The 12953-nt window shown below is 57.6% G+C and carries 20 protein-coding genes; 3 read left to right on the top strand and 17 right to left on the bottom strand.

All coding sequences use genetic code 11. The features are described from left to right. Nucleotides 1-7: 7 nt before the first annotated feature. From rplF to ACR0D9_RS11240, 17 genes are all read right to left on the bottom strand, one after another. The gene (gene rplF, locus ACR0D9_RS11320; RefSeq protein ID WP_039523384.1) at nucleotides 8-541 is read right to left on the bottom strand and encodes a 50S ribosomal protein L6; all 534 of its coding nucleotides are present in this window, start codon (nucleotides 539-541) and stop codon (nucleotides 8-10) included. A gap of 11 nt (nucleotides 542-552) precedes the next feature. Beyond that, nucleotides 553-945 carry a 30S ribosomal protein S8 gene (gene rpsH / locus ACR0D9_RS11315; protein ID WP_209505841.1) on the bottom strand — a complete coding sequence of 131 codons (393 nt, stop codon included), beginning with the start codon at nucleotides 943-945 and terminating at the stop codon, nucleotides 553-555. A gap of 13 nt (nucleotides 946-958) precedes the next feature. Next, the gene (gene rpsN / locus ACR0D9_RS11310; RefSeq protein ID WP_142639784.1) at nucleotides 959-1264 is read right to left on the bottom strand and encodes a 30S ribosomal protein S14; all 306 of its coding nucleotides are present in this window, start codon (nucleotides 1262-1264) and stop codon (nucleotides 959-961) included. A 19-nt stretch (nucleotides 1265-1283) separates the two neighbouring features. Continuing rightward, nucleotides 1284-1844, bottom strand: a complete 561-nt coding sequence (gene rplE, locus ACR0D9_RS11305; protein WP_480484777.1) for a 50S ribosomal protein L5 — start codon at nucleotides 1842-1844, stop codon at nucleotides 1284-1286. After that, complete coding sequence (rplX, locus tag ACR0D9_RS11300; protein WP_480474055.1) at nucleotides 1837-2148, bottom strand: 50S ribosomal protein L24; 312 nt, start codon at nucleotides 2146-2148, stop codon at nucleotides 1837-1839. Before rplX ends, rplE begins: the two co-directional genes overlap by 8 nt. A gap of 2 nt (nucleotides 2149-2150) precedes the next feature. Further along, nucleotides 2151-2519 carry a 50S ribosomal protein L14 gene (gene rplN / locus ACR0D9_RS11295; RefSeq protein ID WP_005621870.1) on the bottom strand — a complete coding sequence of 123 codons (369 nt, stop codon included), beginning with the start codon at nucleotides 2517-2519 and terminating at the stop codon, nucleotides 2151-2153. 75 nt (nucleotides 2520-2594) lie between these two features. After that, entirely contained in the window at nucleotides 2595-2825 is a 231-nt protein-coding gene (gene rpsQ, locus ACR0D9_RS11290) for a 30S ribosomal protein S17 (RefSeq protein WP_209505845.1), read from the bottom strand. Between the two features lie 4 nt (nucleotides 2826-2829). Continuing rightward, the gene (gene rpmC / locus ACR0D9_RS11285; RefSeq protein WP_209505847.1) at nucleotides 2830-3036 is read right to left on the bottom strand and encodes a 50S ribosomal protein L29; all 207 of its coding nucleotides are present in this window, start codon (nucleotides 3034-3036) and stop codon (nucleotides 2830-2832) included. A gap of 203 nt (nucleotides 3037-3239) precedes the next feature. Further along, complete coding sequence (locus ACR0D9_RS11280; protein WP_480538830.1) at nucleotides 3240-3743, bottom strand: hypothetical protein; 504 nt, start codon at nucleotides 3741-3743, stop codon at nucleotides 3240-3242. Nucleotides 3744-3892: 149 nt separating this feature from the next. Next, the gene (locus tag ACR0D9_RS11275) at nucleotides 3893-4513 is read right to left on the bottom strand and encodes a 2OG-Fe(II) oxygenase family protein (protein ID WP_480538828.1); all 621 of its coding nucleotides are present in this window, start codon (nucleotides 4511-4513) and stop codon (nucleotides 3893-3895) included. A gap of 146 nt (nucleotides 4514-4659) precedes the next feature. Further along, the gene (gene rplP, locus ACR0D9_RS11270; RefSeq protein WP_267364819.1) at nucleotides 4660-5073 is read right to left on the bottom strand and encodes a 50S ribosomal protein L16; all 414 of its coding nucleotides are present in this window, start codon (nucleotides 5071-5073) and stop codon (nucleotides 4660-4662) included. Nucleotides 5074-5085: 12 nt separating this feature from the next. Then, nucleotides 5086-5796 carry a 30S ribosomal protein S3 gene (gene rpsC / locus ACR0D9_RS11265; protein WP_209505853.1) on the bottom strand — a complete coding sequence of 237 codons (711 nt, stop codon included), beginning with the start codon at nucleotides 5794-5796 and terminating at the stop codon, nucleotides 5086-5088. Then, complete coding sequence (gene rplV / locus ACR0D9_RS11260) at nucleotides 5796-6176, bottom strand: 50S ribosomal protein L22 (protein ID WP_209505855.1); 381 nt, start codon at nucleotides 6174-6176, stop codon at nucleotides 5796-5798. Before rplV ends, rpsC begins: the two co-directional genes overlap by 1 nt. A 3-nt stretch (nucleotides 6177-6179) precedes the next feature. Next, the gene (gene rpsS / locus ACR0D9_RS11255; RefSeq protein WP_005980699.1) at nucleotides 6180-6458 is read right to left on the bottom strand and encodes a 30S ribosomal protein S19; all 279 of its coding nucleotides are present in this window, start codon (nucleotides 6456-6458) and stop codon (nucleotides 6180-6182) included. Nucleotides 6459-6461: 3 nt separating this feature from the next. Then, nucleotides 6462-7304, bottom strand: a complete 843-nt coding sequence (gene rplB / locus ACR0D9_RS11250) for a 50S ribosomal protein L2 (RefSeq protein ID WP_170531634.1) — start codon at nucleotides 7302-7304, stop codon at nucleotides 6462-6464. 235 nt (nucleotides 7305-7539) lie between these two features. Continuing rightward, on the bottom strand, nucleotides 7540-8544 hold the full coding sequence (locus ACR0D9_RS11245; RefSeq protein WP_480538826.1) for a hypothetical protein: 1005 nt from the start codon (nucleotides 8542-8544) through the stop codon (nucleotides 7540-7542). 327 nt (nucleotides 8545-8871) lie between these two features. Beyond that, complete coding sequence (locus ACR0D9_RS11240; RefSeq protein WP_480538824.1) at nucleotides 8872-9906, bottom strand: fatty acid desaturase; 1035 nt, start codon at nucleotides 9904-9906, stop codon at nucleotides 8872-8874. Nucleotides 9907-10226: 320 nt separating this feature from the next. Between ACR0D9_RS11240 and rplO the strand changes: the two genes are divergently transcribed. The 3 genes from rplO to ACR0D9_RS11225 all read left to right on the top strand — a co-directional run bounded on the left by rplO (nucleotide 10227) and on the right by ACR0D9_RS11225 (nucleotide 12816). Further along, entirely contained in the window at nucleotides 10227-10700 is a 474-nt protein-coding gene (gene rplO / locus ACR0D9_RS11235) for a 50S ribosomal protein L15 (RefSeq protein WP_480484771.1), read from the top strand. Nucleotides 10701-10810: 110 nt separating this feature from the next. Continuing rightward, nucleotides 10811-12175: a preprotein translocase subunit SecY gene (secY, locus tag ACR0D9_RS11230; RefSeq protein WP_209505860.1), complete on the top strand. Its 1365-nt coding sequence runs from the start codon at nucleotides 10811-10813 to the stop codon at nucleotides 12173-12175. Continuing rightward, nucleotides 12172-12816: an adenylate kinase gene (locus tag ACR0D9_RS11225; protein ID WP_209505861.1), complete on the top strand. Its 645-nt coding sequence runs from the start codon at nucleotides 12172-12174 to the stop codon at nucleotides 12814-12816. The genes secY and ACR0D9_RS11225 overlap by 4 nt, the downstream gene beginning before the upstream one ends. Nucleotides 12817-12953 lie beyond the last annotated feature (137 nt).

Raw genomic sequence — 12953 nt, 5'->3', positions numbered from 1 at the left:
TGCGTCCTTACTTCTTCTTGCCTTCCTTGCGGAAGATGAACTCGCCCTTATAGCGGATGCCCTTGCCTTTGTACGGCTCGGGGCGGCGCCACTCGCGGATTTTGGCCGCGGTTTCGCCCACCAGCTGCTGGTCGATACCTTCCACAACGATTTCGGTCTGCTTCGGTGCGGTGATGGTGACACCTTCCGGAGCCGTGAAATCAACATCGTGGCTATAGCCCAGGTTCAGCTTCAGGGTGTTGCCCTGCATCTGCGCCCGGTAACCCACACCCTGAATCTCCAGCTCTTTTTTGAAGCCTTCGGTCACACCGGTTACCAGGTTGGCAACCATGGTGCGGCTCATGCCCCACTGCTGGCGGGCACGCTTGGACATGCCGCGAGGGTCGATCTTGACCACGTTGTCTTCAACCGACAGCGTCACGTCGTCGGTGGCGGTGAAGCTGCGGGTGCCTTTCGGACCTTTGACTTCGATGGTCTGACCCGACACAGAGGCGGTAACGCCGCTGGGCAGCTCGACCGGTTTTTTACCAATACGAGACATTGCAGACCTCCTTAGAAGACGGTGCAGAGCACTTCGCCGCCAACATTGTTGGAGCGAGCGTTTGCGTCCGACATCACACCTTTCGGAGTGCTGACAATCGACACGCCCAGACCCTGACGGACCTGCGGGATGTCATTGACGCCCATGTATACGCGGCGACCGGGTTTCGAAACCCGCTTCAGTTCGCGAATGACAGGGGTGCCTTCGTAGTATTTCAGGCTGATTTCGATGGCCGGATGACCGTTTTCACCGGTCGTCTTTTCATAGCCACGGATGTAACCTTCGTCCGCCAGCACGTCCAGAACCCAAACACGCAGCTTCGACGCCGGAGTGGATACGGTGGACTTGCCGCGCATTTGCGCGTTGCGGATACGGGTGAGCATATCGCCGATAGGATCATTCATATCTATGTCTCCCTTACCAGCTCGATTTCACCATGCCGGGGATCTGACCAGCAGAACCCAGCTCGCGCAGCATGATACGGCTGACCTTCAGCTTACGGTAGTAAGCGTGGGGACGACCGGTCAGCTGACAACGGTTGTGCAGACGGGTAGCCGAGCTGTTGCGCGGCAGTTTCGCCAGTTTCAGACGCGCTTTGAAACGCTCTTCCATCGGCTTGCTCTCGTCATTCGCGATTTCTTTCAGCTCGGCACGCTTTGCGGCATATTTGGCCACCAGGCGTTCGCGCTTCTTCTCGCGTTCGATCATTGCTTTTTTAGCCATGTCTCAATCCTCCCGGCGCTTACGCGTTGAACGGCATGTTGAATGCTTTCAACAGTGCCTTTGCTTCAGCGTCGGTTTTCGCTGTGGTGGCAATTACGATATCCAGGCCCCAGACCTCGTCGACCTTGTCGAAGTCGATTTCCGGGAACACGATGTGCTCTTTCATGCCCATGGCAAAGTTGCCACGACCATCGAAAGAGGGCTTAACACCGCGGAAGTCACGAATGCGCGGCATTGCGATCGTGATCAGACGATCCAGGAATTCGTACATCCGGTCACCGCGCAGGGTCACTTTCGCACCCAGCGGCATGTCTTCCCGGACGCGGAAACCCGCGATCGACTTCTTCGCCTTGGTTGAAACGGCCTGTTGACCGGCAATTGCAGTCAGATCCTCGACAGCAGCTTTCGCTTTCTTCGAGTCTTTGACGGCCTCAGCACCACAACCGATGTTCAGAACGATTTTTTCCAGCTTGGGCAGCTGCATGTCGTTCTTGTAGCCGAACTCTTCTTTCAGAGCGGCACGGATGGTCTCGGCGTACTGCGCTTTCAGGCGCGGGGTGTAGGTTGCGTTATCAAGCATCGATCACGTCCCCTGTGGTCTTGGCGAAACGCACCTTCTTGTCACCTTCCATGCGGAAGCCAACGCGGGTTGCTTTGCCGTTCTTGTCCAGCAGTGCCAGGTTCGACAGCTCGATCGGGTTTGCCTGAGGCAGGCGACCACCTTGCGAGGTTTGCGACTGGCGGGTGTGGCGGATGGCGATGTTGATGCCATCGACCACAGCTTTACCGGCTTTGGGGTCAACCGAGGTGATAGTTCCCTCTTTGCCCTTGTCCTTGCCGGACAGCACGACGACCTTGTCGCCTTTGCGGAGTTTAGCAGCCATAATTACAGCACCTCCGGAGCCAGCGAGATGATTTTCATGAAGTTCTTCGCGCGCAGTTCACGAACAACGGGGCCAAAGATACGGGTACCTACGGGCTCGTTGTTGTTGTTCAGGATGACGGCGGCGTTGCGATCGAAACGGATCGCGGTGCCGTCTTCGCGACGGACTTCTTTGGCGGTGCGTACGACGACGGCCTTGCGGACGTCACCTTTCTTTACGCGGCCGCGCGGGATGGCTTCCTTCACCGAGACGACAATGATGTCGCCAACGGAGGCGTATTTACGCTTGGAACCACCCAGGACCTTGATGCACTGAACTCGGCGTGCGCCAGAGTTGTCAGCGACATCCAGATTGGTCTGCATCTGGATCATGTGGTTTCTCCCGACCTGTGGGGGCTGGTCTGATTAAATCCCCCAGGGTTTCGACAAATGAAAAATCCCGGAAGCTTACGCTTCCAGAACTTCCCAACGTTTCGTCTTCGATTTCGGCGCGCATTCGATGATGCGTACAGAGTCGCCGACCTTGAAGGCGTTCTTTTCGTCATGAGCCCGGTATTTCTTGGACTTACGAACGGTTTTGTGCAGCAGCGGGTGCTTGAAACGGCGCTCGACCAGCACGGTGATGGTCTGTTCGTTGGCGTCGCTGGTCACGGTGCCTTGCAGGATACGCTTGGGCATCTGATTACTCCTCGGATGCCGCGGCAGCGGCCTTTTCGTTCAGGATGGTTTTGACGCGGGCAGCGTTGCGGCGGGCCGCTTTGATGCCAGCAGTGTTTTCCAGCTGACCGGTTGCCTGTTGAAAGCGCAGGTTAAAGCTTTCTTTCTTCAGGTTGACCAGTTCCTCGCGGAGCTGATCAGGGGTCTTGTCACGCAGTTCTTGGGCGTTCATCGCCTTTTTCCTTTGCTCAAAACACCAGAAGGCCCCGTACACGGGTCACCTTTGACCTGGTGGATGAATGATAGACATACGAATCGCCCGACAACGCCGGGAGACCGCAAGATGCCGCTCTATAGGGGGTTAGGGGTGGGGTGGCAAGGGAAAGTTTGCCATGCGGGAACAGGGAAATTCCCAAAATCAAAAACTCGCGTGTGTCACCGTGTCAGACCCTGGCTATTTGCCACTCTGGTCAATACGGACAGCATCTCGGAAACCTCTTCCGGTGAAAGACGGCCATGACCGTCCAGGAACGCTCCGATGTCACGCCCGGTATATCGCCCCGTCAGCTTCCCTTCCTCAAGGATCAGATTGTTTCGCACGAGCTCCACGGCGGTCACATGGCAAATACGGCATTTCTCGATGAAGATCCCGCCCGAGTCCCGGATAATTCGGAAATGAGCAAGCAGAACCTCGGCCTTGTCCGGAGTCACCCCGCCATGACCGGAGCGCAGGTAAATTTCGACCGCCCGTCCGGACCGGGCTCCGACCAGCACGCCATCTGACACATTAAGCTCATCCCAAACGAAATCACCGGAATGGGGGGCGTGGCATCCGGAACAGCTGTTTTCGTAGATGCGGTGCGGGTCGACCTCCTGTCCCACTACGCCAGTCGCGCTTGAGACCAGTAGCCCTATGATCAATGTGACAAATCTCAGCACGGTGTGTCCGATCAAACCAGATACGCGGCACTCCGGTCCGACTCATCAGGCAGACCGACGCATTGGAGCGGAGTCTACAACGAGCAGGCTTAAGTGTGCTTGATCCCGATCAATCAAACAGGTGCAGAAGTCAGCCCTGCCAGAAACGGTCAGTCCCACTTATAGTTGAAACTCACCGAAATCCGCTCTTCCTCGGCCATGTTCATCGGCACCTCGTGGCGCAGCCAGCTTTCCCACAGCAGCACATCGCCCACCTGCGGCTTCATATAGATGAAGGGCTGCAAATCGCGTCGCCCGCCTTTCAGCCGCGTCGGCGCGGCCATCATACGGCCTGAGCGCGGGTCTTCCAGTTTCAGCGCACTCGCGCCTTCGGGCATCGCCACATAGGTGGTGCCCGAAATCACACTGTGCGGGTGCAGATGGCTGGAATGCATGCCACCCTCGGGCAGGATGTTGATCCACAGGTCTTCCAGCTTCAGCTCACCTTCACCCAGATCAAACTCCAGATCCTTGGCAAAAGCCGCCACATGGCTGTCCAGCGCCTTGACCAGATCGGCGAATATCGGAAACCGCCAGGGCAGGTCGGTCAGCGAGGCATAGCTGGTGTAACCGGGATAGCCGTTTTCTTCGCACCAGTCCTGACCGGCCTCGTCATCCTCGGCGATGACAAGGCACGAGTTTTCCAACTCCTCCGCATCGATCGGGGGACCGAATTCGGACAAGGAGGCGCGATAGAGGCGGGTGACGAAGAGTGATTCAATCTGTGGCATGGCGCTGTCTTAACCCAGCCGCGCGGTGAAGGCGATGGCTGTTTTGCGAGGCACGCGCGACGGGGGCAGAGCCCCCTATAGAAGAACCCCCGCCGGTGTTCCGACGGGGGTCAATCTTGTCACGAGCGGGGGTGCCCCCGGATCGCTTACCAGTCTTCGCGAACCACGACGCGGGTCTTGATCGGCAGCTTCATCGCAGCCAGGCGCAGGGCCTCGCGGGCGATGTCGTCATTGACGCCGTCGATCTCGAACATCACGCGACCGGGCTTGACCTTGCAAACCCAGCGGTCGACCGAACCCTTACCTTTACCCATACGAACTTCGATCGGCTTTGCAGTGACCGGAGTGTCGGGGAAGATGCGGATCCAGACACGACCCTGACGCTTCATGTGACGCGTCATGGCACGACGTGCAGCTTCGATCTGGCGTGCGGTTACACGCTCAGGCTCGATCGCTTTCAGGCCGTAGGTGCCAAAGTTCAGATCAGAGCCGCCCTTGGCTTCGCCCTTGATCCGGCCTTTGTGCAACTTGCGGAATTTTGTACGCTTTGGTTGAAGCATATCTTTCCCTCCTTAGCGACGACCGCCACCAGCACCACGAGGTGCAGGGCCGTCCTGGAGTTCCTGTGCTTTACGGTCACGTGCCTGCGGATCGTGCTCCATGATCTCCCCCTTGAAGATCCAGACCTTGATCCCGATGATCCCGTAGGGGGTCATCGCTTCGGCATGTGCGTAATCGATGTCGGCGCGCAGCGTGTGCAGCGGCACACGGCCTTCGCGGTACCATTCGGTCCGTGCGATTTCGGCACCACCCAGACGGCCAGCGACGTTCACCCGGATACCCAGGGCGCCCATGCGCATGGCGTTCTGTACGGCACGCTTCATCGCGCGGCGGAACGAAACACGGCGTTCCAGCTGCTGAGCGATCGACTCGGCAACCAGCTGACCGTCAAGCTCGGGCTTGCGCACTTCGACGATGTTCAGGTGCAGTTCGCTGTCGGTCATCGCAGCCAGCTTCTTGCGCAGAACTTCGATGTCCGCACCTTTCTTGCCGATGATGACACCAGGACGTGCGGTGTGGATCGTAACGCGGCACTTCTTGTGCGGACGTTCGATGATCACACGGGCAACACCGGCCTGCTTGCACTCTTTCTGGATGAACTCACGGATCTTGAGGTCTTCCAGCAGAAGATCACCGTAGTCCTTGGTATCTGCGTACCAGCGGCTGTCCCAGGTGCGGTTGACCTGAAGGCGCATGCCGATCGGATTGACTTTATGTCCCATTAGGCTTGCTCCTCAACTTGACGCACCTTGATGGTGATCTCCGAGAACGGCTTCATGATCTTGCCGAAACGGCCACGGGCACGCGGGCGACCGCGCTTCATGACCAGGTTCTTGCCAACCCAGGCTTCGGCGACGATCAGCTCGTCAACGTCCAGGTTGTGGTTGTTTTCGGCATTCGCGATTGCGGACTGCAGGCACTTCTTGACGTCCTGCGCGACACGCTTGTTCGAGAAAGTCAGGTCGGTCAGGGCCTTCTCGACTTTCTTGCCGCGGATCATAGCTGCTACCAGGTTCAGTTTCTGCGGGCTGGTGCGAAGCATGCGCGTTTTCGCCATTGCTTCGTTTTCAGCCACGCGGCGGGGGTTCTTTTCCTTGCCCATGACTTACTTCCGCTTCGCTTTTTTGTCTGCGGCGTGGCCATAATAGGTCCGTGTCGGCGAATATTCACCGAACTTCTGACCGATCATGTCTTCCGAGACGTTTACCGGGATATGCTTCTGGCCGTTGTACACACCAAAGGTCAGACCCACGAACTGGGGCAGGATGGTGGAACGACGCGACCAGATCTTGATGACTTCGTTGCGGCCCGACTCGCGCGCTGCTTCGGCTTTTTTCAGCACGTAAGCATCGACGAAAGGACCCTTCCAAACAGAGCGAGACATGGATTAACGTCCCTTCTTCTTGGCGTGCCGCGAGCGGATGATCAGCTTCTGGGACGCTTTGTTCTTGTTGCGGGTACGCTTACCCTTGGTGTCCTTACCCCACGGAGTAACCGGCGTACGGCCACCCGAGGTACGACCCTCACCACCACCATGCGGGTGATCGATCGGGTTCATAGCAACACCACGAACCGACGGACGCACGCCCTTGTGGCGCATACGACCGGCTTTACCGAGGTTCTGGTTGCTGTTGTCGGGGTTGGACACGGCACCGATGGTGGCCATGCATTCCTGACGGACCATGCGCAGCTCGCCCGAGCTCAGACGGATCTGAGCGTAACCGCCATCGCGGCCCACGAATTGCGCGTAAGTACCGGCCGCACGTGCGATCTGACCGCCTTTGCCAGGCTTCATCTCGATGTTGTGGACGATGGTACCGATGGGCATGCCCGAGAACGGCATTGCGTTGCCCGGCTTGATATCGGCCTTTGCCGACGCGATGACCTTGTCACCAACAGCCAGACGCTGCGGAGCCAGGATATACGCCTGCTCGCCGTCTTCGTATTTTACCAGTGCGATGAACGCGGTCCGGTTCGGGTCATATTCGATCCGCTCGACGGTTGCCGCGACATCAAATTTGTTCCGTTTGAAGTCAACGATCCGGTAGAGACGCTTTGCGCCACCGCCGCGGCGGCGTGAAGTGATCCGTCCGGTGTTGTTCCGGCCGCCCGATTTGGTCAAACCCTCTGTAAGAGACTTGACCGGACGTCCTTTCCAAAGCTCCGAACGGTCGATCAGCACCAGCCCGCGCTGGCCCGGCGTCGTCGGCTTGTACGACTTGAGTGCCATGCTTTCTGTCTTCCGTTTAGCAAGTGCAGGGGAGGTCCCCCGCTATGTGATAGGCCCCCGTAGGTGCCAAAGGTATAGGGCCCCGAAGGTCCCCGGTTGCAAAATATCTAAGGCCCCGGAACGAATCCGAGGCCGCAAGATTGGGAGCGTTTAGCAGTGTTGGGGGTGGGTGTCTATAGGGTAATAGCAAAGCAGAAAGGTAAATAACTTGTTTCTAAATGAACGCCTCTTGTGGCTAGCGCCGCCGCCGAGCGCTTCGTCCGATGCGAACCCTAATTCCCCTTTCTTGAAGCTGCGTTTGCATGAGTACGGCGAATTTTGTTTCCCACCCAGGAGTATGCAACACTCGATCAAACTGGCTTCCACGCAACTTCAAAATCTCGCTACGGGGTTTTTTCGAGAGTCCCTGCCAGTTCTCATACAGAACATAGAGCGCATTTCCATACTTTAGATTTTCGAAAACCACTAGGTCGTCAGCGTACTTGGCACCAATGTAGTGATCATTCCCGCCCATACCGCGCAAGTATTCCAAAGGCTGAAACTGTTCGAATAACTCAAGTCTTTCTCGGACCACATCCTTTGTTTCAGCTCTAGAACCAGAAGAAAGTGCAGCTACAACTTCTTCCACGTTTCCCGGTGGGAAAAGCTCCCAATTCAACTCACTAGTAAAAACGAACTTTGGATTCTCTGCGCCAGCGACTCCGACAGTGCCAGTATTCTCTTGCAGTAAGTTGAGCGCCGACAAGAGGTCGTCGTCAAAGCTGGAGCTAGCAGCTTCAAAAACTTCATCTATCGAAAATACTACGCCGAACTTGCTGTCTGCCGCCTGTTCTTGAACCTTGATTTCAATACTGAATAAGTTCGGGGGATATTCATCTCGTTCGTAAACCTCTCGAGGAATCGCCGCGGTGGTCCATCCATTGCGCGCAGCGTCTCCATAAATTGGTATGTCTTGATAGTAGTATTTTGTGTATTTCGGAAGATCTTTGCGGACATGAACCCAACCTTCAGAATTCCGCTTCGAGTTCCTGCCAACCGATACCGGCGGAAGCTTCTCCCAAGACGCGCCAACGACAAGTGTTTGTTTGTTTAGTCCTAAATGCTCGTAGTCTCCACTCTCCACGTCATCTACTGAGATCATCTTGCCAGCTAATACCTTGACGCTCTGATTATCCAACTCCGCAATTTGATTAACAATCCTAGAAGGGATTTTTCGGAAACCCTTTTTCCAACTCGGCATTTCCACCTCTCTTCAGTTTCATAATGAGACTCACCATCAAGCATTCGCAGCTCTGAGTTGATTTGGTATATTGCCGCAGCTTATCAAAACACCCACCTGAAAGAGCAACTTGCGCGGGACAAGGCCGAAGGCCGCCGCGCCAGCGACTGCCCGTCCCGGCGGGCTGGCGCTTTGGGGGCGTTAGCGCCTCGCTGGGAATTCGGATGTATCTGGTACCATAAAGCGCGCTGATCAGCTGTTGCAGCGCCACCCCACGGGCAGTCGCTGGCGCGGCTCACGGACCGGTAACTCTGAAAACTCCGCCTGCGCTCGACGCCGCAGAGGACCTCACCCGTAAAGCGCCCGCGCCTCGGCGAAGGACAGCAGTCGGCGGCTTTGCTCATCCCACAGGTGCAGGCGCGCGTTGGCGAGGCTTTCGCGGATGGTCATCCGGTTGCTGTTGGCCAGCTCATCATGGTCGCGCAGCACTTCGGTCAGGCGATAGAACGGAATGCGGCTGTACAAATGATGCACGTGGTGGATGCCGATATTGGCGGTGAACCACTGCAACACGGACGGCAATATATAATGAGAGCTTCCGTGCAGCGCCGCTTCGTGCAACTGCCAGTCTTCATCGGCGTCCCAATGCGTGTCCTCGAACTGGTGTTGCACATAGAACAGCCATACCCCGGCGGTGGCGGCAATCAGGGTCGAGGGCAGGAAGATCAGAACCATCGGCATCAGCCCGCCAAAATAGTAAATGGCCACAAGCGCAACCAGAATGGCAAGATTGGTGGCCATCGCGCTGACCCAGAACCGGACGCTGTCGGTCAGGCCCAGTGGAAGGCGGTTCTGAAACAGGAACAGATAACCGGGGCCAAAGACAAACAGGGTGATTGGGTTTCGATACACACGATACCAGAACCGGTTCATCGGGGTTTTCGCCTGATATTCGGCCACGGTCAGGGTGTGGATATCGCCCATCCCGCGCTTGCCCAGATTGCCGGAACTGTTGTGATGTGTGGAATGCGTGCGGCGCCAGACATCATAAGGTGTCAGCGTCAGAACTCCGATCGCGCGTCCAACCCAGTCGCTGACCGTGCGGTTCTTGAAGAACGCGCCGTGCCCGCAATCATGCTGGATGGCAAACAGGCGCAACAGAAAGGCCGCGTTGAGAACGGAAATCGCAAAAGCCAGCCAATAGCTGACCGACAGCAACATCCAGGACAAAGCCCAAAGCGCGAAGAAGGGGATGATACTGACGCCCAGCTCAAACGCGCTGCGCAGCTGGTCGGGTTCGCGATATTTGGCAAGCGTTGTGACCCAGTCACGTGCAGCGGTAGTTTCCGGCTGTGTCCGGGTCGAATGAGTGGTTTCAGTCATGCGCCTGCCAAGTTCTTGTTTGTGGCAATCCGGATAGACTACCGCCCGGTCATGGCAAGCGATATTTGCCAAAATCGCCATATTTCGTGCTCAATTTTCGGTCAGACCCCGGTGAAGGTGTCCTTTTGGGTTCACCTTGCGGGGCCGGTCCCGGGGCTTTGGCCGGTCAGGCCGAGCGGCTGGCGATCTACAGGCTTGCCAAGGGGGATCATCGGGCCTATACGCCTGCGGTGGCTTTTTGGCCGCGAGAATCAAAACCAAGAAATGCCGTGTTTGGCCCATCACGCTTCGGGGGTCATATCCGGCTTAGGAGAAGCGAAATGAAACTGAACGAATTGCGCGACAATCCTGGCGCCGCCCCGAAACGCACCCGCGTTGGCCGTGGTCCGGGCTCCGGCAAAGGTAAAATGGGTGGCCGTGGTATCAAAGGCCAGAAATCCCGCTCGGGTGTGGCCATCAACGGCTATGAAGGCGGTCAGATGCCCTTGTACCAGCGTCTGCCCAAGCGTGGCTTCAACAAGCCCAACCGCAAGGAATTCGCCGTCATCAACCTGGGCCTGATCCAGAAATTCGTCGAAGCCGGCAAGCTGGACGCCAACGCTGCGATCACCGAAGACGCTCTGGTTGCGTCCGGTCTGGTCCGCCGCAAGCTGGATGGTATTCGCGTTCTGGCCAAAGGCGAGATCAGCGCCAAGGTTGATCTGGAAGTGACCGGTGCGTCGAAAGCTGCTGTCGAGGCAGTTGAAAAAGCGGGCGGTTCACTGAAAGTCACAAAAGCCGCTGCGGCAGAGTAAGCGCTTGTGAGCGGGCAAAGACCCGCTTACATAGACTTCAGAGTTTTCCAAGACGCCGTCCGAGCCGGAAAACGGTTCCGGGCGGCGTTTGCATAAGAGAGACCGACTTTATGGTATCAGCAGCAGAACAAATGGCAGCCAACACAAGCTGGGCTGCCCTTGGCAAGGCCACCGATCTGCGCAACCGCATCCTGTTCACGCTGGGTTTGCTGATCGTCTATCGTCTGGGCACCTTCATTCCGGTGCCGGGGATCGACGGAGCAGCCTTGCGCGAGTTCATGGAACAGGCGGGGCAGGGCATCGGCGGCATGGTTTCGATGTTTACGGGCGGGGCGCTTGGCCGAATGGGCATCTTTGCCCTTGGCATCATGCCCTATATCTCGGCCTCGATCATCGTACAGCTGCTGACATCGATGGTTCCCGCGCTCGAACAGCTCAAGAAAGAGGGCGAGCAGGGCCGCAAGAAGATCAACCAATACACCCGTTTCGGCACCGTGGCACTGGCCACCGTGCAGGCCTACGGTCTGGCTGTGTCGCTGGAATCGGGCGATCTGGCGACCGATCCGGGCCTGTTCTTCCGCATGTCGACCATGATCACGCTGGTCGGCGGCACCATGTTCCTGATGTGGCTGGGTGAGCAGATCACCGCGCGCGGCATCGGCAACGGTATTTCTCTGATCATTTTCGTCGGCATCATCGCCGAGGTTCCCGCCGCCCTGGCGCAGTTCTTCGCGTCGGGCCGTTCGGGCGCAATCAGCCCCGCCGTGATTGTTGGCGTGATCGTGATGGTGATTGCCGTCATCATGTTCGTGGTCTTCATGGAACGGGCGCTGCGAAAGATCCATATCCAGTACCCACGCCGTCAGGCCGGGATGAAAATCTACGAAGGCGGCTCCAGCCACCTGCCGGTCAAGGTCAACCCCGCGGGCGTGATACCGGCGATCTTTGCCAGCTCGCTGCTGCTGCTGCCGGTGACGATCTCGACCTTCTCGTCGGGCGCTGCAAACGGGCCGGTCATGTCGTGGCTGCTGGCCAATTTCGGCCCCGGACAGCCGCTGTATCTGCTGTTCTTCGCGTCGATGATCGTGTTCTTTGCGTATTTCTACACGTTCAACGTGTCGTTCAAGCCGGATGATGTGGCGGACAACCTGAAAAAGCAGAACGGGTTCGTGCCCGGTATCCGCCCCGGCAAGAAAACCGCCGAGTATCTGGAATACGTGGTCAACCGCGTACTGGTGCTGGGGTCGGCCTATCTGGCTGCCGTCTGTCTGCTGCCTGAAATCCTGCGGGGCCAATTTGCCATCCCGTTCTATTTCGGTGGCACCTCGGTTCTGATTATCGTCTCCGTGACCATGGACACGATCCAGCAGGTTCAGAGCCATCTTCTGGCGCATCAATACGAAGGGCTTATCGAAAAGTCTCAACTGCGCGGCAAAAGCAAGAAACGCGGCAGGAAGGGACCCTCTCGTCGATGAATATCATTCTGTTGGGCCCCCCGGGGGCAGGGAAAGGAACGCAGGCGCGTCATCTGGTTGAAACACGCGGCATGGTGCAGCTCAGCACGGGCGACATGCTGCGCGAAGCCAAAACCTCGGGCACGGAGATGGGCCGGAAGGTTGCGGCGATCATGGATGCGGGCAAGCTGGTCACCGATGAAATCGTGATCGGCCTGATCGAAGAGAAACTGACCACCGAAACAGGCGCCGGTTTCATCTTTGACGGCTTTCCCCGAACGCTGGCGCAGGCCGATGCGCTGGCCGCTCTGCTGACCAAGCTGGGCCAGTCGCTGCACACCGTGATCGAGATGCGCGTTGATGACGACGCGCTGGTGGGCCGGATCACCGCACGCTCAACCTGCGGCGGATGTGGTGAAGTCTATAACGACAACACCAAGCCGATCCCGGCGGATGGCAAATGCACCAATTGCGGCAAGGAAAATGACTTCCAGCGCCGCGCCGATGACAACGAAGACAGCCTGCGCACGCGCCTGATGGAATACTACAAGAAGACGTCTCCGCTGATTGGCTATTACTACGCCAAGGGCGATCTGCGCCCCGTGAACGGGCTGGCGGATATCAAGGAAGTGACGGCCTCGATCGAGGCGATACTGGGTTGACCGAAAGTTGGGGCTTGACGGCCCCACCAAAAGCCCATATCGACCCCCATCCCTAAAGGGAATCAAGACCGCATGCGGGATTCGTCCCAAATGCCCCGACCACCTCGAATAATACTGGACCCTCTGGCGTCACTGCC

It is taken from the genome of Ruegeria sp. AK11, assembly GCF_056541095.1.
Note: the sequence above shows the minus strand (reverse complement) of the source record. Positions and strands in the feature narration are given on the sequence as shown.

What these genes read in the sequence shown, in the direction of transcription:
- rplV (WP_209505855.1), bottom strand. Translation starts at nt 6,176, where the DNA reads ATGGGCAAGGAAAAGAACCCCCGCCGCGTGGCTGAAAACGAAGCAATG.
- rplP (WP_267364819.1), bottom strand. Translation starts at nt 5,073, where the DNA reads ATGCTTCAACCAAAGCGTACAAAATTCCGCAAGTTGCACAAAGGCCGG.
- rplF (WP_039523384.1), bottom strand. Translation starts at nt 541, where the DNA reads ATGTCTCGTATTGGTAAAAAACCGGTCGAGCTGCCCAGCGGCGTTACC.
- secY (WP_209505860.1), top strand. Translation starts at nt 10,811, where the DNA reads ATGGTATCAGCAGCAGAACAAATGGCAGCCAACACAAGCTGGGCTGCC.
- rpsH (WP_209505841.1), bottom strand. Translation starts at nt 945, where the DNA reads ATGAATGATCCTATCGGCGATATGCTCACCCGTATCCGCAACGCGCAA.
- ACR0D9_RS11225 (WP_209505861.1), top strand. Translation starts at nt 12,172, where the DNA reads ATGAATATCATTCTGTTGGGCCCCCCGGGGGCAGGGAAAGGAACGCAG.
- rpsQ (WP_209505845.1), bottom strand. Translation starts at nt 2,825, where the DNA reads ATGCCCAAGCGTATCCTGCAAGGCACCGTGACCAGCGACGCCAACGAA.
- rplB (WP_170531634.1), bottom strand. Translation starts at nt 7,304, where the DNA reads ATGGCACTCAAGTCGTACAAGCCGACGACGCCGGGCCAGCGCGGGCTG.
- ACR0D9_RS11240 (WP_480538824.1), bottom strand. Translation starts at nt 9,906, where the DNA reads ATGACTGAAACCACTCATTCGACCCGGACACAGCCGGAAACTACCGCT.
- rpsS (WP_005980699.1), bottom strand. Translation starts at nt 6,458, where the DNA reads ATGTCTCGCTCTGTTTGGAAGGGTCCTTTCGTCGATGCTTACGTGCTG.
- ACR0D9_RS11275 (WP_480538828.1), bottom strand. Translation starts at nt 4,513, where the DNA reads ATGCCACAGATTGAATCACTCTTCGTCACCCGCCTCTATCGCGCCTCC.
- rplN (WP_005621870.1), bottom strand. Translation starts at nt 2,519, where the DNA reads ATGATCCAGATGCAGACCAATCTGGATGTCGCTGACAACTCTGGCGCA.
- rplX (WP_480474055.1), bottom strand. Translation starts at nt 2,148, where the DNA reads ATGGCTGCTAAACTCCGCAAAGGCGACAAGGTCGTCGTGCTGTCCGGC.
- rpsC (WP_209505853.1), bottom strand. Translation starts at nt 5,796, where the DNA reads ATGGGACATAAAGTCAATCCGATCGGCATGCGCCTTCAGGTCAACCGC.
- rplE (WP_480484777.1), bottom strand. Translation starts at nt 1,844, where the DNA reads ATGCTTGATAACGCAACCTACACCCCGCGCCTGAAAGCGCAGTACGCC.
- rpmC (WP_209505847.1), bottom strand. Translation starts at nt 3,036, where the DNA reads ATGAACGCCCAAGAACTGCGTGACAAGACCCCTGATCAGCTCCGCGAG.
- rplO (WP_480484771.1), top strand. Translation starts at nt 10,227, where the DNA reads ATGAAACTGAACGAATTGCGCGACAATCCTGGCGCCGCCCCGAAACGC.
- rpsN (WP_142639784.1), bottom strand. Translation starts at nt 1,264, where the DNA reads ATGGCTAAAAAAGCAATGATCGAACGCGAGAAGAAGCGCGAACGCCTG.
- ACR0D9_RS11245 (WP_480538826.1), bottom strand. Translation starts at nt 8,544, where the DNA reads ATGCCGAGTTGGAAAAAGGGTTTCCGAAAAATCCCTTCTAGGATTGTT.